This is a genomic window from Sphingomonas sp. HITSZ_GF, from assembly GCF_029543155.1.
Classification (GTDB): domain Bacteria; phylum Pseudomonadota; class Alphaproteobacteria; order Sphingomonadales; family Sphingomonadaceae; genus Sphingomonas.
The window spans coordinates 87,956-105,844 of record NZ_JARQXA010000007.1 but is presented as its reverse complement, the minus strand read 5'-3'; the positions used below and the strand labels follow the sequence as shown (position 1 = coordinate 105,844).

Annotated in this window: 16 protein-coding genes; 4 read left to right on the top strand and 12 right to left on the bottom strand. The window is 66.9% G+C overall.

Features of this window, described 5'->3' with window-relative positions:
- Positions 1 to 6: 6 nt before the first annotated feature.
- Positions 7 to 1,329, bottom strand: coding sequence for a hypothetical protein (locus tag P6144_RS18260; protein WP_277769245.1), 1,323 nt, complete (start codon positions 1,327 to 1,329; stop codon positions 7 to 9).
- A 100-nt stretch (positions 1,330 to 1,429) separates the two neighbouring features.
- Here P6144_RS18260 and P6144_RS18255 point away from each other — a divergent pair, with 100 nt between their 5' ends.
- Entirely contained in the window at positions 1,430 to 3,049 is a 1,620-nt protein-coding gene (locus tag P6144_RS18255) for a M28 family metallopeptidase (protein WP_277769244.1), read from the top strand.
- 19 nt (positions 3,050 to 3,068) lie between these two features.
- Positions 3,069 to 4,049, top strand: coding sequence for an agmatine deiminase family protein (locus P6144_RS18250; RefSeq protein WP_277769243.1), 981 nt, complete (start codon positions 3,069 to 3,071; stop codon positions 4,047 to 4,049).
- A 30-nt stretch (positions 4,050 to 4,079) separates the two neighbouring features.
- Here P6144_RS18250 and P6144_RS18245 read toward each other — a convergent pair whose 3' ends face one another.
- The 7 genes from P6144_RS18245 to P6144_RS18215 all read right to left on the bottom strand — a co-directional run bounded on the left by P6144_RS18245 (position 4,080) and on the right by P6144_RS18215 (position 12,484).
- The gene (locus P6144_RS18245) at positions 4,080 to 5,510 is read right to left on the bottom strand and encodes a sorbosone dehydrogenase family protein (RefSeq protein WP_277769242.1); all 1,431 of its coding nucleotides are present in this window, start codon (positions 5,508 to 5,510) and stop codon (positions 4,080 to 4,082) included.
- Positions 5,511 to 5,698: 188 nt separating this feature from the next.
- Complete coding sequence (katG, locus tag P6144_RS18240; RefSeq protein WP_277769241.1) at positions 5,699 to 7,897, bottom strand: catalase/peroxidase HPI; 2,199 nt, start codon at positions 7,895 to 7,897, stop codon at positions 5,699 to 5,701.
- 340 nt (positions 7,898 to 8,237) lie between these two features.
- The gene (locus P6144_RS18235) at positions 8,238 to 9,152 is read right to left on the bottom strand and encodes a hemolysin family protein (protein ID WP_277769240.1); all 915 of its coding nucleotides are present in this window, start codon (positions 9,150 to 9,152) and stop codon (positions 8,238 to 8,240) included.
- A gap of 9 nt (positions 9,153 to 9,161) precedes the next feature.
- A complete protein-coding gene (ybeY, locus tag P6144_RS18230; protein WP_277769239.1) occupies positions 9,162 to 9,671 on the bottom strand; it encodes an rRNA maturation RNase YbeY in 510 nt (169 codons plus the stop codon).
- Entirely contained in the window at positions 9,664 to 10,665 is a 1,002-nt protein-coding gene (locus P6144_RS18225) for a PhoH family protein (RefSeq protein WP_277769238.1), read from the bottom strand. Before P6144_RS18225 ends, ybeY begins: the two co-directional genes overlap by 8 nt.
- 231 nt (positions 10,666 to 10,896) lie before the next feature.
- On the bottom strand, positions 10,897 to 11,760 hold the full coding sequence (locus tag P6144_RS18220) for a GGDEF domain-containing protein (RefSeq protein WP_277769237.1): 864 nt from the start codon (positions 11,758 to 11,760) through the stop codon (positions 10,897 to 10,899).
- A 163-nt stretch (positions 11,761 to 11,923) separates the two neighbouring features.
- The gene (locus P6144_RS18215) at positions 11,924 to 12,484 is read right to left on the bottom strand and encodes a hypothetical protein (RefSeq protein WP_277769236.1); all 561 of its coding nucleotides are present in this window, start codon (positions 12,482 to 12,484) and stop codon (positions 11,924 to 11,926) included.
- 133 nt (positions 12,485 to 12,617) lie between these two features.
- Between P6144_RS18215 and P6144_RS18210 the strand changes: the two genes are divergently transcribed.
- Positions 12,618 to 13,547 (top strand): phosphatase PAP2 family protein, encoded by a 930-nt coding sequence (locus tag P6144_RS18210; RefSeq protein WP_277769235.1) that lies wholly within the window; start codon positions 12,618 to 12,620, stop codon positions 13,545 to 13,547.
- Positions 13,548 to 13,648: 101 nt separating this feature from the next.
- Positions 13,649 to 14,392: an SDR family NAD(P)-dependent oxidoreductase gene (locus P6144_RS18205; RefSeq protein WP_277769234.1), complete on the top strand. Its 744-nt coding sequence runs from the start codon at positions 13,649 to 13,651 to the stop codon at positions 14,390 to 14,392.
- A 140-nt stretch (positions 14,393 to 14,532) separates the two neighbouring features.
- Here the strand turns inward: P6144_RS18205 and miaB are convergent, their stop codons facing one another.
- From miaB to P6144_RS18185, 4 genes are all read right to left on the bottom strand, one after another.
- On the bottom strand, positions 14,533 to 15,879 hold the full coding sequence (gene miaB, locus P6144_RS18200) for a tRNA (N6-isopentenyl adenosine(37)-C2)-methylthiotransferase MiaB (RefSeq protein ID WP_277769233.1): 1,347 nt from the start codon (positions 15,877 to 15,879) through the stop codon (positions 14,533 to 14,535).
- A gap of 104 nt (positions 15,880 to 15,983) precedes the next feature.
- On the bottom strand, positions 15,984 to 16,865 hold the full coding sequence (locus P6144_RS18195) for a lysophospholipid acyltransferase family protein (protein ID WP_277769232.1): 882 nt from the start codon (positions 16,863 to 16,865) through the stop codon (positions 15,984 to 15,986).
- A gap of 1 nt (position 16,866) precedes the next feature.
- On the bottom strand, positions 16,867 to 17,289 hold the full coding sequence (locus P6144_RS18190) for a Fur family transcriptional regulator (protein ID WP_277769231.1): 423 nt from the start codon (positions 17,287 to 17,289) through the stop codon (positions 16,867 to 16,869).
- A 138-nt stretch (positions 17,290 to 17,427) separates the two neighbouring features.
- A complete protein-coding gene (locus P6144_RS18185; RefSeq protein WP_277769230.1) occupies positions 17,428 to 17,841 on the bottom strand; it encodes a MucR family transcriptional regulator in 414 nt (137 codons plus the stop codon).
- Positions 17,842 to 17,889: the final 48 nt, after the last annotated feature.

Below are 17,889 nucleotides of genomic sequence, written 5' to 3'. Positions count from 1 at the left end.
ATACTATTAGTCAAGGCGGAGCTCGCGCGCCGCGAAGTCGATGAAGCTCGGCCAGTTGTCGCGGTTGCTGTGGCCGCCGCGATGCTGGCGAAAGGCCAGGTCGCCCTCGGTCGCCGGAGTCAGTACCGGCGGGAAGGCTGTGGCGCTCAGCCCCTTGTGGCCGGTGATCGTCCAGGCCGGCGATGCCGCCACCGCTGCCAGGAAGCTGCCCTTGGGGTCCACCCAGCCGTCGCCGGTATCGACCGTGCCCGCGCCGAGGAACAGCGGGCGCGGTGCCGAAAGCGCGATCAGCATGTGCGCGTCCACCGGCAGGTCGAACTCGCTCTTCGGCCCCGCATAGCGCAGGAAATTGCCGGCGAACCAGTGATACTCGCCGCCCGCCGCCAGATTGCCCATCCGCTCGCCGAAATTGCGGCGATAGAGCGCGGCGCCGCCGGCGCCCGACGAGCCGACGAACCCGATCGCGAAGCGCGGGTCATAGGCCATGGCGACCAGCGCCGCCTTGCCGTAGCGCGACAGGCCCTCGATGCCGATTCGGCGGGCGTCAACTTCGGTGTCCGCAGCAAGCGCTTCGCGCGCCCGGCTCGCACCCCAGGCCCAGGCGCGCAGCACGCCCCAGTCCTCGGGCATGCGCCGACGGCCCTGCAGTGCGATGCCGATCACCCCGGTGGCCAGCGCGCCGCCATCGTCCGCCTGGATCGAATTCGCCACCACCACGGCATAGCCCCAGCCGCGTTTCAGCAGCTGCTCGGTATAGGGCGGGCCGGGATCGGCGGGGCGGGGCGGCCCGGGGAATTTGAAGCCCTCGGGGAAGCCGAAGCTGAGCATCACCGGCACGCGGCGTTCGCTGTCGGGCAGCGTGTAGCGGAACATTATGGTCGCCGAGGCTTGCGGCCAGGCCGAATTGTCCGCTCGGCCTTCGAGCCAGGTCTTGGTCACCGGGATCCCGGCTTCGACGGCCTTTTCCCGGCGCACGCGATTCCACGTTATTTTTGGGGCGGTTAGCGGCACGCGGCCATAGATCTCGCGGTCGAACAGTTCGACGATCTGCTTGCGCCGCCGGTCCCAGTCCTTGCTGTTCCGGACGATGCGGCCGTCGTCCATCCGCATCAGAGGCGGAAGTTCGGGGGTGCCCGCTTTGGCCTCGTCATAGTTCGCGGCGTTGGCGGCCTTGGGATCGAAGCCGTCGGCACCGGGGCGGATTTCCTTGATTCCCAGCCTGTCGAGCATCGCCTGGCGGTCGGCATTGGCGGCTTCATGGTCCTGCTGCAGTGCGGACGCGGGCAGGGTCAGCGCCAATATCGGCGCCAGAAGCGTCCACAAGCGCATGCTTTCCCCTCCTATGCCGTTGCAATCAGGCTGCCTCGCATTGCGTACCCGCGCAACCCTTGCCAACATCGCGGCCAGACTGTTCCGTTAGGGGGTATCCATGCGCCATCTGCTCACCGTCGCCCTGCTCCTCGCGGGCACCGCCGCCAATGCCCAGACCATCCCGATCGAGACGGCCAAGGAAGTGACGCAGGTCCTGTCCTCCGACGCCTATGAAGGCCGCGGCCCGACCACGCCGGCCGAGGACAAGACGATCGCCTATATCGTCCAACGCTTTGAAAAGGCGGGGCTCAAGCCGGGCAACAAGGGCAAGTGGACGCAGGACGTGCCGCTGGTCGAGATCACGGCGAACCATGTCGCGCCGCTGGTCTTCACCGGCGGCAAGGCGCCGGTCTCGCTCGACTATCGCAGCGACATGGTGATCGCCACCTACCGCGTGGTCCCCAAGGTCGCGATCAAGGACAGCGACGTCGTCTTCGTCGGCTATGGCATCAACGCTCCCGAGCGCGGCTGGAACGACTATGCCGGCCTCGACGTGAAGGGGAAGACGGTCGTCATCCTGGTCAACGACCCCGACTATAAGGCGCCCGAGGCCAAGGGGTTATTCGATGGCCGGGCAATGACTTACTATGGCCGCTGGACCTACAAGTTCGAGGAGGCGGCGCGGCAGGGCGCGGCGGCGGCGATCATCGTCCACGATGCCTATCCGGCCTCCTATCCCTGGGGCGTGGTCCAGTCCTCCTGGACCGGCGCCCAGCTCGAGCAGGACACGCCGGGCGATCACATGGACCAGAGCCAGGCGATCGGCTGGATGCAGCTCGACAAGGCCAAGGCGCTGTTCGCCGCCGCCGGCCAGGACTTCGACGCCCTGTCGGTGGCCGCGGCGCAGAAGGGCTTCAAGGCGGTCCCGCTCGGGGTAAAGGCCTCGGTCAGCTGGGAAAACACGATCCGGCGCCAGGCCTCGAAGAACGTCGTCGGCATCCTGCCGGGCACGGCCAAGCCTGACGAGGTCGTGCTCTATTCGGCGCATTGGGACCATCTCGGCCGCTGCGACGCGGTGAATGGCGATGACATCTGCAACGGCGCGGTCGACAATGCCTCCGGCATGGGTGGCCTGGTCGCGCTGGCCGAGGCGCATGCCAAGGCCGGCCCCGCCAAGCGCAGCCTGGTCTTCCTCGCGGTCACCGCCGAGGAATCGGGGCTGCTGGGCAGCAAGTTCTACGCCGAGAACCCGGTCTATCCGCTCGCCAAGACGGTCGGCGGGGTGAACATGGACACGCTCAACGTCATTGGAAAGGCGAAGGATTTCGTGATCGCCGGCGCCGGCAAATCGGAGCTTGAGGATCTGGTGAAGCCCTTTGTCGCGGCCGAGGGGCGGGTGATCGTCCCCGAGGCGCGGCCCGAGGCGGGCGGCTATTACCGCTCGGACCATTTCAGCTTCGCCAAGCTCGGCGTGCCGATGCTCTATGGCGAGAGCGGCGACGATCTGGTCGTGGGCGGCAAGGAAGCGGGCGAGAAGGCCGCCAAGGACTATACCCAGAGCCGCTATCACAAGCCGCAGGACGAATATAATCCGGCCTGGGACTGGAGCGGCGCGGCGTCCGATCTCGCCATCTATTACGGCCTCGGCCGCCAGCTCGCCGAGGGCGCGGCCTGGCCCAACTGGTATCCCAGCGCCGAATTCCGGGCGATCCGCGACAAGTCTCGCGCCGGGCAGTGAACGGGATTATGGGGGCGGGATGACCATGATTCCGCCCCCCAAGCCCGAATGGGCGCACCATGATGCCGTCTGGATCGGTTTCCCCAGCCATCCGGAACTCTGGCTCGAAGACCTCGCCTCCGCGCGTATCGAAGTCGCCGCCTTCGCCAAGGCCGTCCATGCCGATGGCCGCGGCGAGAAGGTCATTCTCGTCGCCGCCAATGACGAATCCGCCGCGGCCGCCAAGCTGCTGGTCGGCAATGCCGCGAGGATCGTCGTCGAGCGTTTCGGCGACATCTGGCTGCGCGACACCGCCGCGATCATCGGCGGCGACCGTGTCGCCCATGATTTCGGCTTCAACGGCTGGGGCGGCAAGTACGACCTGCCGGGCGACGACGATGTCGGCGCGCGCCTGGCGGAGCGGGCGAAGTTCCGGACCGAGGAACATGGCTGGATCCTCGAAGGCGGCGCGATCGACGGCGACGGCACCGGGCTGGTGGTCACCACCGAGCAGTGCCTGCTCAACCGCAACCGCAACCCCCAGCTCGGCAAGGCCGATGTCGAGGAGCTGCTCCGCCGCGATCTGGGCTACAGCCAGGTGCTGTGGCTGGGCGACGGCCTGCTCAACGACCATACCGACGGCCATGTCGACAATCTCGCGCGCTTCGTCGGCGAGAACCGGCTGCTGATCCCCGAAGGGGCCGAGAACGACCCCAATTGGCGGATCTATCAGGATGCCGCCCGCCGCGCCGAGGCGTTCGGCGTCGAGCTGGTCCGCTTCCCGTCGCCGGGCCGGGTGCTCAACGAGGATGAGGAGATCATCCCGGCGAGCTACATGAACTTCTACATCGGCAATGCCGCCGTGGTGGTGCCGCTCTACGGCCAGGAAAACGACCAGGCGGCGATCGACGCGCTGGCGAAGCTCTTCCCCGGCCGCGAGATCGTCGGCCAGCGCGCCGACCATATCCTCACCGGCGGCGGCAGCTTCCACTGCATCAGCCAGCAGATCCCGTCGGCGTAATCGGGACGCCCCGGCCGCGGCCGGGGCTCCTTACTTCTTTGCCGCAGCAGCGGGGACGGGAACGGCCGCAGCGCCCGTCCCGCTCACCCGCCAGATCATGTTGCCGACATCGTCGGCGACCAGCAGGCTGCCGGTGGCGTCGGTGATCAGGCCGACCGGGCGGCCGTTCACCGTCTTGCCGTCCTTGCCGAGGAAGCCGGTGAGCAGATCGACCGGCTTGGCGCCCTTGAGCGGGAAGCCGTTGTCGCCAAACGGCACGAAGACCAGCTTGTAGCCCGAGGGCGGCTCGCGGTTCCACGAGCCATGCAACGCCACGAACGCGCCATTGGCGAACTTGCCGCCCAGTTTGGCATCGGCGGCGAAGGCGAGGCCCAGCGGCGCGGTGTGCGCGCCGAGCGCGAAGTCCGGGCGCTTGGTATATTCGCGCAGGTCCGGCCGTTCCGGGGCCACGCGCTTGTCGACATAGCCGCCCCAGTAATTCCACGGCCAGCCATAGAAGGTGCCCAGGTCCACCTGGGTGAGATAGTCGGGCGGCATGTCCGATCCGAGCATATCGCGCTCGTTGACTACGGTCCACAGCGCGCCGCTGTGCGGCTCGAAGGCCATGCCGTTGGGGTTGCGCAGGCCCCAGGCAAAGACGCGCGACGACTTGGTCGCCGGGATGACCTCGAGGATCGCGGCGCGGGTGCGCTTGGCGGCATTGAGGTTCCTGGCGACTTCGAACGGAGTCTCGGCGGTGTAGATGTCGCCTTCCTTGTCGAGCCCGTTCTCGGCGATGTTCGAGGAGGAGCCGATCGCGACATAGAGGCTCTTGCCGTCGGGCGAGGCGAGCAGGTTGCGCGCCCAGTGATTGCCGCCGCCGGCCAGGTCGATCACCTTCTCGGGCTTGGCGGTGATATGCGTGTCACCCGCCTTGTAGGGGAAGCGGACCACGGCATCGGTGTTGGCGACGTAGAGCCAGTCGCCGATCAGTGCCATGCCGCTCGGCGAGTTCAGCCCCTCGATCAGCGCCGAGCGCTGGTCCGCCACGCCGTCGCCATTGGTGTCGCGCAGCAGGGTAATCCGGTTGGCCGAGGGCACGCCGGCACCCGCGCGATTGAGCATCATGCCCATGATCCAGCCGGTGATCCCGCCGCCTTCGCGCGGGGGCGAGTTGCTCTCGGCGACCAGCACGTCGCCATTGGGCAGGCGATAGAGCCAGCGCGGATGATCGAGCTTGTCGGCAAAGGGCGCCACCTGCAGCCCGGCTGCGACAACGGGCTTGGCGCCGTTGGCCCAGCCGGTCGGCTTGGCGATGCGGACCGTGGGAATGTCCTGGTATCGCGCCTCGCCCAGCTGCGGCACCACGCCGGTGACGGCCTGTTCGGGAAGCTTCGCGACGTCCGGGCGGGTCGCCCAGAACAGGAAGGCGGCGGCCGCGACGACGAGGATCGCGAGGGCGATGAGGATGCGCTTGAGCATGGGGGCAGGAATAGGGGGTGGGGAGGGGGAAGCCAACTAATTCCTCCCCGGAACGGGGAGGGGGGCCGCGCCCGCGAGGGCGTGGTGGAGGGGGCCGCCCTCCACCCGCTTTATCGTTCGGGGAGAGCGGGCCCCCTCCACCATCGCTGCGCGATGGTCCCCCTCCCCGTTCCGGGGAGGAGTTCGACTTACTTCAAGTCGAAACGATCGGCGTTCATCACCTTGGTCCAGGCCGCGACGAAGTCCTTGACGAACTTCTCCTCATGGCCGGTCTCGGCATAGACCTCGCCGACCGCGCGCAGCTCGGCGTTCGAGCCGAAGATCAGGTCCGCACGGGTCGCGCGCCACTTCTCATGACCGCCGGCGCGGTCGGTGGCGACATATTCGTCGTCGCCTTCGCCGGCCACCGCCCAGACATTGGTCATGTCGTAGAGATTGACGAAGAAGTCGTTGGTCAGCTGGCCCGACCGCTTGGTGAAATGGCCATGGCCGCGCTCGCCATGATTGGCACCGAGCACGCGCAGGCCGCCGATCAGCACGGTCATCTCGGGCACCGAGAGGCCGAGCAGCGAGGCGCGGTCGAGCATCATCTCCTCGACCTTAACCGCGAGCTTCTTCTTGCCGACATAGTTGCGGAAGGCGTCCGCCTCGGGCTCCATCACCGCGAAGCTGTCGGCGTCGGTCTGCTCCGCCGTCGCGTCGCCGCGCCCGCCGGTGAAGGGCACCGCCACGCTGAAGCCGGCATCCTTGATCGCCTTTTCGAGGCCGACCACGCCGCCGAGCACGATGACATCGGCCAGCGACAGCGTATCGCGCAGCCCATCGAGCGTCGCGATCACCTTGGTGAGCATCGCGGGCTCGTTGACCTCCCAATCCTTCTGCGGCGCCAGCGCCACGCGCGCGCCATTGGCGCCGCCGCGGAAATCCGACTTGCGGAAGGTGCTGGCCGAAGCCCAGGCGGTCTTGATCAGCTGGCTGACGGTGAGGCCGCTATCTACGATCCGCGTCTTCACCAGTGAGACCAGCGTGTCCGAGGGCTTGGTGCCGGCGGGGATCGGATCCTGCCAGATCAGGTCTTCCGCAGGGACTTCCGGGCCGAGGTAGCGGACCTTGGGCCCCATGTCGCGGTGGGTCAGCTTGAACCAGGCGCGGGCGAAGGCGTCCTTGAACGCTTCATGGTCGGCGCGGAACTTCTCGGAGATGGCCCGGAACTCGGGGTCGCGCTTCAGCGCCATGTCGGCGGTGGTCATCATGGTCGGGACCTTGATGCTGGGGTCCCAGGCCGCCGGGGCCATGTCCTCCTCCTTCTGGTCGATCGGCTGCCACTGGTTGGCGCCCGCGGGGGACTGCACCAGCTCATAGTCATAGTCGAACAGCAGGCGGAAATAATTCTCGGTCCATTCGCGCGGCGTGTTGGTCCAGGCGCCCTCGATGCCGCTGGTGACGGTATGCTCGCCGATGCCGCCGCTCTCATGGCCGCTGACCCAGCCGAAGCCCTGCGCGACGAGATCGCCGCCCGCGGGTGCCGCGCCGAGCAGCGAGGCGTCGCCATTGCCATGCGCCTTGCCGAAGGTGTGGCCGCCGGCAGTGAGCGCGACCGTCTCCTCGGCATTCATCGCCATGCGCGCGAAGGTCTCCTTCATGTCGCGCGCCATGCCGGCGTCGTCATGCGGATTGCCCTGCGGGCCTTCGGGATTGACGTAGATCAGGCCCATCTGGATCGCGGCGAGCGGGCCTTCGATCTCGTGCATGCCATGCTCGGGGGCGATGCGGGTCTGGACGCCCTGGTTCACCCATTTGTCTTCCGAGCCCCAATAGATGTCGCGCTCGGGCTCGAACACGTCGGCACGGCCGCCGCCGAAGCCGAACACCGGCCCGCCCATGCTCTCGATCGCGACGTTGCCGGTGAGGATGAACAGGTCGGCCCAGCTGATGTGCTTGCCGTATTTCTGTTTGATCGGCCAAAGCAGGCGGCGCGCCTTGTCGAGATTGCCGTTGTCGGGCCACGAGTCGAGCGGGGCGAAGCGCTGTTGCCCGCTGTTGGCGCCGCCGCGGCCGTCGGCGGTGCGATAGGTGCCCGCCGCGTGCCAGGCCATGCGGATGAAGAAGGGGCCGTAATGCCCGTAATCAGCCGGCCACCAGGGCTGGCTGTCGGTCATCAGCGCGGTGAGATCGGCCTTGAGCGCTGCATAGTCGAGCTGCTTGAAGGCTTCGGCATAGTCGAAATCGGCGCCCATCGGGTTGGACGCGCCATTGGGGTTGAGGATTTCGGTGGCGAGCATCTCGGGCCACCAGTCCTTGTTGGTGCGCCCGAGCAGCGCGCGCGCACCACCCGCACCGTGCATCGGGCAACCGCCGCCGTCGATCGATCCTGTCTTCGCGTCCATCTCCCAAGCTCCTTCCTGGATTTGCATCCCAAGGGATGCCACTCCGGGAACCATCGAAGAAATGGATTAGATCGCCGTCAGTGATCGATCGGGTGATTTTTACGACACGGCGTTGTCATGCATGGATAGACCGGCCTGCTGGGCACCCGGGGGCGGGCAGAAACAACCGCCCGTCACCCTGAACTTGTTTCAGGGTCCAACGTGCCTCCGGCGATATCGCTCGCGGCGCCTTGGATGCTGAAACAAGTTCAGCATGACGGAGGCGGGTTGGGTAGGGCCTTCGCACGAAATCCCGGCTTTCGCCGGGATGACGTTTGGGGTGGATGGAGTGGACTTGGCCCTACTCCTCCGCCAGTGCCTTCTCGGCGGGCGGATGGAGGCGCAGCCTGGTCACGCGCTTGGGGTCGGCTTCGACGATCTCGAGCTTCCAGCCGCTGTCATGCTCAAGGCACTCGCCAGCCTCGGGCACATGGCCGGCAAGAACGAAGGCAAGGCCGCCCAGCGTATCGACGTCGCCATCGACCTCGGCGAGGCGGGGATCGACCGTCTCGGCGACGTCCTCGAGATCGGCGCGCGCATCGGCATCCCAGCCGCCGCCCTCGATCGGCACGAGCAGCGCTGTGGGCGCTTCGTCATGCTCGTCCTCGATCTCGCCGACGATCTCCTCGATCAGGTCCTCGATCGTGATCAGCCCCTCGGTACCCGAATATTCGTCGAGCACGATGGCGAGATGGGTGCGACGCCCGCGCATCTGGGCGAGCAGGTCGAGCGCACCCATCGACTGGGGAACGTAGAGCGGCTGGCGGATCAGGCCGGACAAGCTTTCCGGGTGCGGCGCGCCGCTGGCCAGGATGTTGAACACGTCCTTGATGTGGACCATGCCGATGATCGTATCGAGCTCCTCGCGATACACCGGCAGGCGGCTATGGCCGGCCTCCTCGAACAGCTTCACCAGATCGGCGAAGCTGGTCTGCTCTTCCACTGCGATGATGTCTGCGCGCGGCACGCCGACATCGCCGGCATCGCGTTCGCCGAAATGGAGGAGATTGCGCAGCATCTGCCGCTCGATCGGGGCGAGGTCGCCGGCGAGTGCCTTGCCGCGGCCCTCGTCCTCATGCGCGTCGATCGCATCCTCGATGCGGTCGCGCAGTGTTTCTTCGTGTTCGTCACCGAACAGGAGGGTGCGGATGCCGCGCCATATCCCGCCACCTTCGTGGTTGTCGCCGCTGGTGGTGCTACTTTGGCCCTCGGGCATGTTCGGTGTTCAATCCTCGCGTATCAGATAGGGGTCATGCAGGCCGAGGCTGGCAAGGGCGGAGCGTTCCATCTCCTCCATCGCCTCGGCTTCGGCATCGTCGATATGATCATAGCCTAGCAAATGCAGCAGGCCGTGGACAATCAGGTGCGTGGCATGATCCTCGACCGAGACCTGGCGCTCGACCGCCTCGGCCGCGCAGACGCCGTGCGCCAGCACGATGTCGCCGAGCAGCACCTCGCCATCGTCGCTGTTCTCGGTCACCGCTTCCATCAGATCGGGCTGGATCATCGGGAAGGAGAGCACGTTGGTCGGCTTGTCCTTGTCACGGTACTGGCGGTTGAGGACATGGACCTCGTCGTCGGAGGTGAAGCGCACCGCGACTTCGATCGTCGCGGCGTGATCGAGCCATTCGAGGAAGGGCGTCTGCTTTAGCGCAATCTCGGCGGCGCGATTGGCGAGGGCTTCCCAGTCGTTCTCGGGCCAGGGGCTCTCGACGAGCGCGGCTACGTCAAGCATTCGGCCCCTCATAGGCTTCGACGATGCGGCCGACGATCGGGTGGCGGACCACGTCCGCGGTCGAGAAGCGCGAGAAGGCGATGCCTTCGACACCCTCGAGCCGCCGAGTCGCGTCGTTGAGGCCCGAGGCGGGCGGGCCGCCGGGCAGATCGACCTGGTTGGGGTCGCCGCAGATCACCATCCGGCTGTTCTGCCCGAAGCGGGTGAGGAACATCTTCATCTGCGCCGGCGTGGTGTTCTGCGCCTCGTCGAGGATGACGAAGGCATCGGCGAGCGTGCGCCCGCGCATGAAGGCGATCGGCGCGATCTCGATCTCGCCCGAGGCGATACGGCGCTCGACCTGCTCGGCGGGCAGGCAGTCGTAGAGCGCGTCGTAGATCGGGCGGAGATAGGGATCGACCTTCTCCTTCATGTCGCCGGGCAGGAAGCCGAGCCGCTCGCCGGCCTCGACCGCGGGGCGCGACAGGATCAGTCGCTGGACGCTGCCGGTGATCAGCTGCGCCACTGCCTGGGCGACCGCGAGATAGGTCTTGCCGGTGCCCGCCGGCCCGAGCGCGAAGATCATGTCGTTCGAGACGAGCGCGCGCATATATTGGGTCTGCGCGACCGAGCGCGGCACGATCGTCTTCTTGCGCGTGCGGATCATGATCTGGGGCGGGGCATTGCCGTTGTCCGCCTTGACGATGCCGGTGAGCATCGGCTCGCTCGACATCGCGATCACTGCGTCGATCAGCCCGGTATCGACTTCCTCGCCGCGGATGACGCGGGCGTGGAGTTCCTGCAGCACTTCGCGCGCATGGGCGACGGCTTCGGCCGACCCTTCGATCTGCACGCGCTGGCCGCGGGCATGGATATAGACGCCCAGCCGCTCCTCCAGCGCCAATATGTTGCTGTCGAACTCGCCGAAAAGCTGGGGCAGGAGCTGGGGCTTGTCGAAATTCACCTCGGCGCGGCTGCGTTCACCGGACTGGGCGGGGACAGGCTTGCGGCTCATGCTGCTCCTTTGCGCGAGAGGCTTAAGTGAAGGCACTTGGCCCAAATTCTTTCACTTTTGATGACGCTGCGCCGCCGGCCTGAAAAGGCGAAACCGAAGGCTGTGCGGGCGGTTCCCTGACGCATGCGATATGGGGAGATTGGCAGAGGATTTCCAACATTGACAGGGGAAAAGCGGCGGCGGGGCGCATCGACGCCCCGCCGTGTCGCACATGCAACGCTGGCAGCCGGTTCAGGCCATCTGCGCCAGCTCCGCGTCGAGCGCGATCCGGTCGCGTCCGCCATGCTTGGCGGCATAGAGCGCCTTGTCCGCGCGCTGCATCGCCACCGCGATCTGATCGGGGCCGCGCAGGAAGGCGAGGCCGCAGGAGAAAGTGACCGGCTCCTCGGGATTGGGGCCGATCGGATCGGCGTGGAGCGCAGTGCGCAGCCGCTCCATCATCGCCTGCGCCTCGCGCGGGCCCATGCCGGGGATCAGGATGGCGAACTCCTCGCCGCCCCAGCGCGCGATCAGATCCGAGCGGCGCATTGTTTCGGTGAGGCGGTGGCTGAATTCCTGGAGCACGAGATCGCCTTCATCATGGCCGAAGATGTCATTGATCCGCTTGAAGAAATCGATGTCGACCAGCGCGAGCGTGGCACGGGTGCCGGAACGCAGATGCGCAGCGGCGTCGAGAAAGCCGCGCCGGTTGCGCAGGCCGGTCAGCACGTCGCGCTCGGCGGCGTCGCGCAGCTGGCTGATCCGGGTGTTGGTGGCGAGCGCGGCAAGGCCAACGCTGTCGAGCAGCTCGCCGGCAAGGTCGCGGCCGCCGGCCGGGATTTCCGTGATTGCCTTGCCGTGCTGCACCTGGCGCAGCATTTCCGAAGCTTGGCGGATCGGCGCGAGCAAGGCGCCAAGCGCGACGATCGCGCCGCCGGTCCCGGTCAGGGTGGCGAGCAGCAGCGGCACGAACACCTGCCATTGCCATTCGCCCATCGCCGCCTGGCTGGCGACGAAGCTGATCAGCGGAAGGTGCACGGCGGCGAAGCAGATGGCGAAGATGCGCAGGTGGAAATGGCGCGGGAATAGGAAGCGTGTCGCTAGATAGAAACGCATATGGGCGCGGACCCCTTGTTCTCATTGTCCCCCGGGCCGGACGGCCGGGTGCTGGAACAAGAGGGCTAGGTTTCCGAAACTTACCCGCGACTTGCCGGGGATCGTTAACAGGATGGAACGATGGCCGTGAACGGCGACCGGGGAGTCGCCTTGGCGTCGATGCTCAGCCGATGACCGCCTTGGCCAGCGCCAGCTCGGCCTCGCCGATCGGCTTGCCGGCGGGCGGGGCGGGAGACATGAAATAGATGTAGCGATTGCCCGCGAAGAAGACGTGAAGCTGGTGCATCTGCTCGGCCGAGAAGGCGGCTGTGCCCAGGCCGGGCACGTCGACGATCGTCGCGCCCATATTGTCGGTGAGCTCCTTCCTGGTGCGCGCGATCGCCTCGGGCGTGTTGTCGTCGACGGGCGACTGGCGCGCGAAGAAAGCGAGCGTGCCACCGCCGGCGAAGCTGTAGTTGCAGGTGGAGAAGCCGGCAGTGCCTTCGCCGGGCTCGACGACGGTGCCCAGGTTCGCGCTGTCGACCTTCAGCCCGGTGACCGCGGTGACCTTGTCGGCGGGGAGGATGGCGCAGGCATTGGTCGCGTCGAAGTCCGAGGCGGCGGCAGCGGTGCTTGCCGCAGGGGTCGCTTCGGGTGCCGCGGCATTGCCGCCGCCCGCCGGAGCGCCGCCGCAGCCCGACAGCAGCAGCGCAGTGGCGGTAAACATCCAGACCGGCTTCGACATGGCATCCCTCCTGATACAAGGAGACTATATCGTTTCCTTGCTGCCCCCGGCAAGGGGGAAGCGGCGCCCCGCCGGCGGCATTTTATTAAGATTTCAGTGCAAGTTACTGGCCACGCGAGTTTGAGGGGACGTCGTGGGGGTTTCGCGGGGGGCAATCTGGGCCGGGGTGGGTGCTGCGGCGATCGCGCTTGCGGTGCTGCTCGCGGTCGCCGGGCTCAGCATCGACATGTCGCATGCGATCCGGCCAATGGCGCTGGTGCTGCTCGGCGTGGCGGGGGCGCTTGCCCGGCCGCGTGCGCGCAGCGTGCGCGAGGCCCGGCTCGCCGAGCTTGCGGAATGCTGGGGCCTGCTCACTCTGATCAGCACGATGGGCGCGCTCGCCAGCTACGGGGTCGCCCGTTTCACCACCGGCGAGACCGATGCCGCGCTGGCGGCGATGGATCATGCGATCGGCTTCGACTGGGTGGCGGCCTATCGTTTCTTCGCGGCGCGGCCGCTGCTCGCCCGGACCAGCGAATATATCTATCTGAGCATCTTCGTGACTCCGGTGGCGGTGCTCGCCGGGCTGACGCTGAGCGGACGCGCCGATCGGGCGCGGGGCTTCATCGCCGCCTTCGGGCTCGCGCTCGCGGTCTCGGTCACGATCTTCTATTTCTGGCCGGCGCGGGCGGCGCTCACCTATCATCTCGGCAACGGCTATCCCTATCTGCCGGCCAACGGCATCAGCCATATCGCGGCGATCGCGCAGCTGCGCGCGGGGACGCTGCAGGTGATCGACCTGGCCCTGCTCTCGGGCCTGATCACCTTTCCCAGTTTCCATGCCGTCGCGGCGATATTGTTCATCTGGGCGGCCTGGCCGCTGCGCTGGCTGCGCTGGCCGTGCCTGGCGCTCAACCTGGCGATGCTGGCGGTGACGCCGGTGCAGGGCACGCATTATCTGATCGACGTGATCGGCGGCATCGCCCTGGCGCTGACGGTCATCGGCCTGCTCCATCTACGGCTGCCGCGCCTGTGGGCGGGCAGGCTTTCAATCGCGCCGCTGCCCCGCCCGGCCTTCGATTGAACGTCCCCATCGGAAACCCTGTGTTTCCCGGTTGATCCTGGGCTTTGCCGGTCGCTCGTGCGTTTTCGAACGCGCAGGGGAGCAAACCAAGGATGAAGATAATGCAGGATTTTGAAGGCAAGGTCGCGATCGTGACCGGCGCGGCATCGGGCATCGGTGCAGCGGTGGCGCAGGAGCTTGCGACGCGCGGCGCGAAGGTCGTCGTTGCCGATTTCGACGGCGCGCACGCCAAGGCCTTCGCCGAGAGCCTGGGCACGCAGGCGCGGTCGTTCCAGCTCGACGTCGCCGATCCCGAGGCGGTGCGCGCGATGGTCGATTTCGCGGTGGCCGAGTTCGGCGCGCTGCACCTTGCCGTCAACAATGCCGGGATCGGCGGCCCCTCGGCGCCGGTGGCCGACATCACGCTGGAGGACTGGCACCGGGTGATCGACGTCGATCTCAACAGCGTCTTCTACTGCCTGAAATACCAGATCCCGGCGATCATCGCGGCGGGCGGCGGATCGATCGTCAACATGGCATCGATCCTCGGCGCGGTCGGCTGGGGCGGCTCGGCGACCTATGTCACCGCCAAGCACGCACTGATCGGCCTGACCAAGAATGCCGCGATCGACTATGCCGACAAGGGCGTGCGGGTGAATGCGGTTGGCCCCGGCTTCATCCACACCCCGGCGATCGCCGCGAACATGACCGAGGAAGCGATTGCGGGGCTGGCGAGCAAGCATCTGTTGAACCGGCTCGGCACGCCCGAGGAAGTCGCGGCGCTGACGAGCTTCCTGCTTTCCGACAAGGCGAGCTTCATGACCGGGACCTATTATCCGGTCGATGGCGGCTATCTGGCGCGGTAGACGAAGGGGCTAACAGCCGTCACCCCGGCCTTGTGCCGGGGTCCACGGTGCCGCACGCGCTGAACCCTAACTTCAAATCCTGTACTCGCCGCCCCGGGGTGACGAGGTTTCTGTTGGGTAGGGAGTTCCGAGTGGCCGCCTCAGGCTGCCGCGCGCACCTTCTCCACGCCGGTCAGCGAATTGCCGAAGCCGCTGGTGATCTCGACCTCGACCATGTCGCCGATCTGCGCATCGGTGGTCAGATAGACCGACTGGAGCCAGGGCGACTTGCCGAGCATCTGGCCGGGCAGCTTGCCCTGGCGCTCGATCAGCACCGTGCAGGTCCTGCCGACGGTCGCCTGGTTGAAGGCAAGCTGGTCGCGGTTGAGCGCGGCCTGGAGGCGCTGGAGGCGCTCGTCCATCACCGCCATCGGCACGAACTGGTCGGGCATCTCCGCCGCCGGGGTGCCGGGGCGCGGGCTGTACTTGAAGCTGAAGCACTGCGCGTAGCCGACCGCGTCGACCAGGCTCAAAGTCTCCTCGAACTCGGCATCGCTCTCGCCGGGGAAGCCGACGATGAAGTCGCCCGACAGCGCGATGTCGGGCCGGGCGGCGCGGACGCGATCGAGGATCTTGAGATAGCTGTCCCGCGTATGGCTGCGGTTCATCGCCTTGAGGATGCGGTCGCTGCCCGCCTGCACGGGGAGGTGGAGGAAGGGCATCAACTTCTCGACCTCGGCATGCGCGCGAATCAGGCCTTCGCGCATGTCGTTGGGATGACTGGTGGTGTAGCGGATGCGGTGCAGCCCCTCGATCCGGTCGAGCGCGTGGATCAGCCCGTGCAGCCCGGTGCCCGCCTCGTCGTCCCAGGCGTTGACGTTCTGCCCGAGCAGGGTGATCTCGCGCGCGCCGGCGTCGACCAGCGCCCTGGCCTCGTCGACCAGCTCGGCGAAGGGCCGGCTGATCTCGGCGCCGCGGGTATAGGGCACCACGCAATAGGTGCAGAACTTGTCGCAGCCTTCCTGCACGGTGAGGAAGGCGGTGGGGCTCACCTTGCGGCGCTTGGGCAGCGCGCCGAACTTGCTGAGCGCCGGCATGTCGGTGTCGAGGCTCGACTGGCCGCTGGCGGCCTTGGCCACGAGATCGGGCAGGTTGTGATAGGCCTGCGGGCCGACCACGACATCGACCTTGGCGCGGCGGACGATCTCCTCGCCCTCGGCCTGCGCGACGCAGCCGGCGACGGCGATCATCGGCTCGGCGCGGCCCAGTTCGCGCGCGCCCTTCCGCAGGCGGCCGATGTCCGAATAGACCTTCTCGGTGGCCTTTTCGCGGATGTGGCAGGTGTTGAGCACGACGAGATCGGCGGCCTCGCCCTCGGCCGCGGCGGTCATGCCCTGCGCGGCCATCAGCTCGGCCATGCGCTCGCCGTCATAGACGTTCATCTGGCAGCCGAACGACTTGACGTGGAAGGTCTTGGGAGTGGCCTTGGGATTCTGGGGCGTGGTCATGATCGGCGGCCCCTTACACTAGCCGTCACCCCGGCGAAAGCCGGGGTCTCGGACGGCGCTCTTCCCGCCATCGTCTGAGATCCCGGCTTTCGCCGGGATGACGGTTATGGGGCAGGCTTCGGCTTGTAGCCGATCGCCTCTTCCGCGAACCGGAACGGGCGAAGCGGCGCGTGCAGCACCTTGACCAGCGCCTCCTCGATGCGCCGCCGGCTCTCCGCCGCGATCACCTTGCGGCCGGGGAAGTCGCGCGGGTGGAAGGGCTCGAGGAAATGGACGTCGAGGCGGAAGCTGCCCTTGCGGCTGAGGATGCGCTTCGCGTTGTTGAGCCCGGTCTCCTGGCCGATCCAGGCGATGTCGTCCGCCGCGGCGCCGTAATGGAGCATCACCGGCTGGACCATCACCCCGGGCGGCGGTGGCTCGAGCACGCGCAGCATCGGCGTCTTGAACGGCAGCAGCGATCTGCCGTCGGTGGTGGTGCCTTCGGGGAAGACGGTGATCGCCCAGGTCTCGGCCAGGGCGTCGCGCAGCTCGTTGATCTGCTCGGCGACGCCCAGCCGGTTCTCGCGCTTCACATAGACGGTGCGGTTGAGCCCGGCGAGCCAGCCGACCACCGGCGAGCTCTGGATCTCGGCCTTGGCGATGAAGGCGGTGCCGCTGGCGCCGCCCAGCGCTAGGATGTCGATCCAGCTGAGATGGTTCGAGATGTAGAAGACGTCGCGCTTCAGGTGCGTGCCGATGCGGTTGACCCGCGCGCCGCAGATCCACGCGGCGCTGCCCAGGAAATAGCGCGGCCAGGGCGAGGGCAGGCGGAACAGCCGGAAGAGATAATGGAGCGGCACGAACAGCAGCAGCGCCAGCACCAGCATCGCCACGCGCGACCAGAGCCGGCACTGGTCGCCCAGGCTCAGCGGCGTATCGAGACCCTGGATCGCCTCTTCGCGGCGGCGCGCGGCGCGCTCGGCCCGGCTCTCTCCGGCAGGCGCCACCTCAGCCCTTGCGGTCGAGCGTGACCCCGTAGAGCTCCATCCGGTGATCGACCAGACGAAAGCCCAGCCGCTCGGCAATCTGCTTCTGCAGCAGCTCGAGCTCGGGATCGACGAACTCGATCACTTCGCCGGTCTCGACGTTGATCAGGTGATCGTGATGCGCCTCGGGTGCCGGTTCGTAGCGGGCGCGGCCGTCGCCGAAATCATGGCGATCGAGGATACCGGCCTCTTCAAACAGGCGGACGGTGCGATAGACGGTGGCGATCGAGATGCCCGGATCGATCGCCGAGGCGCGCTCATAGACTTTCTCGACGTCGGGATGATCCTCCGCATCGGAAAGGACGCGCGCAATCACCTTGCGCTGTTCGGTAATGCGCAGCCCCTTTTCGTGGCAAAGCGCTTCGAGATCGATCTTACGGCCCATGCCCCGGATGTAACGTCAACGCGGCCAAGTTGGAAGGCTTTGGCGGCGAAAAGGCGCGTTTGCGAAACGAAAGGGCGCGAAACGAAAAGGCCGGCCCGGATCGCTCCGGGCCGGCCTTTCGGTTTAGATGGCTGTGGCTCAGCGCTTGCGGCGCTTGGTGCCCAGGCCGATCTTCTTCGCCAGGCTGCGGCGCTGCTCGGCATAATTGGGGGCGACCATCGGATAGTCGGCCGGCAGGTTCCACTTGGCGCGATACTGCTCGGGGGTCATCTGATAGTGCGTCATCAGGTGGCGCTTCAGCATCTTGAGCTTCTTGCCGTCTTCCAGGCACACGATGTAGTCGGGCTTCACCGAGGCACGAATGGAAACCGCCGGCTCCTGCTTGACTTCAGGTTCGGCGACGGCGCGGCCAAGACCCGAAAGGGCGCCGTGCACATTCTGGATGAGAGTCGGAAGGTCGGAAACCGACACGCTATTGTTGCTGACATGTGCAGCAACAATATCCGCTGTCAATGTAACAAGCGTTTCATCAATTTCAGTGCGCGTTTCCATTTTTTTCCTTTCGACCCGATTATTGGTGACTATAAATCGCCCTCTTCA

Excerpts from the sequence above, each read along its gene's own strand:
- P6144_RS18260 (WP_277769245.1), bottom strand. The coding sequence starts at position 1,329 with ATGCGCTTGTGGACGCTTCTGGCGCCGATATTGGCGCTGACCCTGCCC.
- P6144_RS18255 (WP_277769244.1), top strand. The coding sequence starts at position 1,430 with ATGCGCCATCTGCTCACCGTCGCCCTGCTCCTCGCGGGCACCGCCGCC.
- P6144_RS18250 (WP_277769243.1), top strand. The coding sequence starts at position 3,069 with ATGACCATGATTCCGCCCCCCAAGCCCGAATGGGCGCACCATGATGCC.
- P6144_RS18245 (WP_277769242.1), bottom strand. The coding sequence starts at position 5,510 with ATGCTCAAGCGCATCCTCATCGCCCTCGCGATCCTCGTCGTCGCGGCC.
- katG (WP_277769241.1), bottom strand. The coding sequence starts at position 7,897 with ATGGACGCGAAGACAGGATCGATCGACGGCGGCGGTTGCCCGATGCAC.
- P6144_RS18235 (WP_277769240.1), bottom strand. The coding sequence starts at position 9,152 with ATGCCCGAGGGCCAAAGTAGCACCACCAGCGGCGACAACCACGAAGGT.
- ybeY (WP_277769239.1), bottom strand. The coding sequence starts at position 9,671 with ATGCTTGACGTAGCCGCGCTCGTCGAGAGCCCCTGGCCCGAGAACGAC.
- P6144_RS18225 (WP_277769238.1), bottom strand. The coding sequence starts at position 10,665 with ATGAGCCGCAAGCCTGTCCCCGCCCAGTCCGGTGAACGCAGCCGCGCC.
- P6144_RS18220 (WP_277769237.1), bottom strand. The coding sequence starts at position 11,760 with ATGCGTTTCTATCTAGCGACACGCTTCCTATTCCCGCGCCATTTCCAC.
- P6144_RS18215 (WP_277769236.1), bottom strand. The coding sequence starts at position 12,484 with ATGTCGAAGCCGGTCTGGATGTTTACCGCCACTGCGCTGCTGCTGTCG.
- P6144_RS18205 (WP_277769234.1), top strand. The coding sequence starts at position 13,649 with ATGCAGGATTTTGAAGGCAAGGTCGCGATCGTGACCGGCGCGGCATCG.
- miaB (WP_277769233.1), bottom strand. The coding sequence starts at position 15,879 with ATGACCACGCCCCAGAATCCCAAGGCCACTCCCAAGACCTTCCACGTC.
- P6144_RS18190 (WP_277769231.1), bottom strand. The coding sequence starts at position 17,289 with ATGGGCCGTAAGATCGATCTCGAAGCGCTTTGCCACGAAAAGGGGCTG.
- P6144_RS18185 (WP_277769230.1), bottom strand. The coding sequence starts at position 17,841 with ATGGAAACGCGCACTGAAATTGATGAAACGCTTGTTACATTGACAGCG.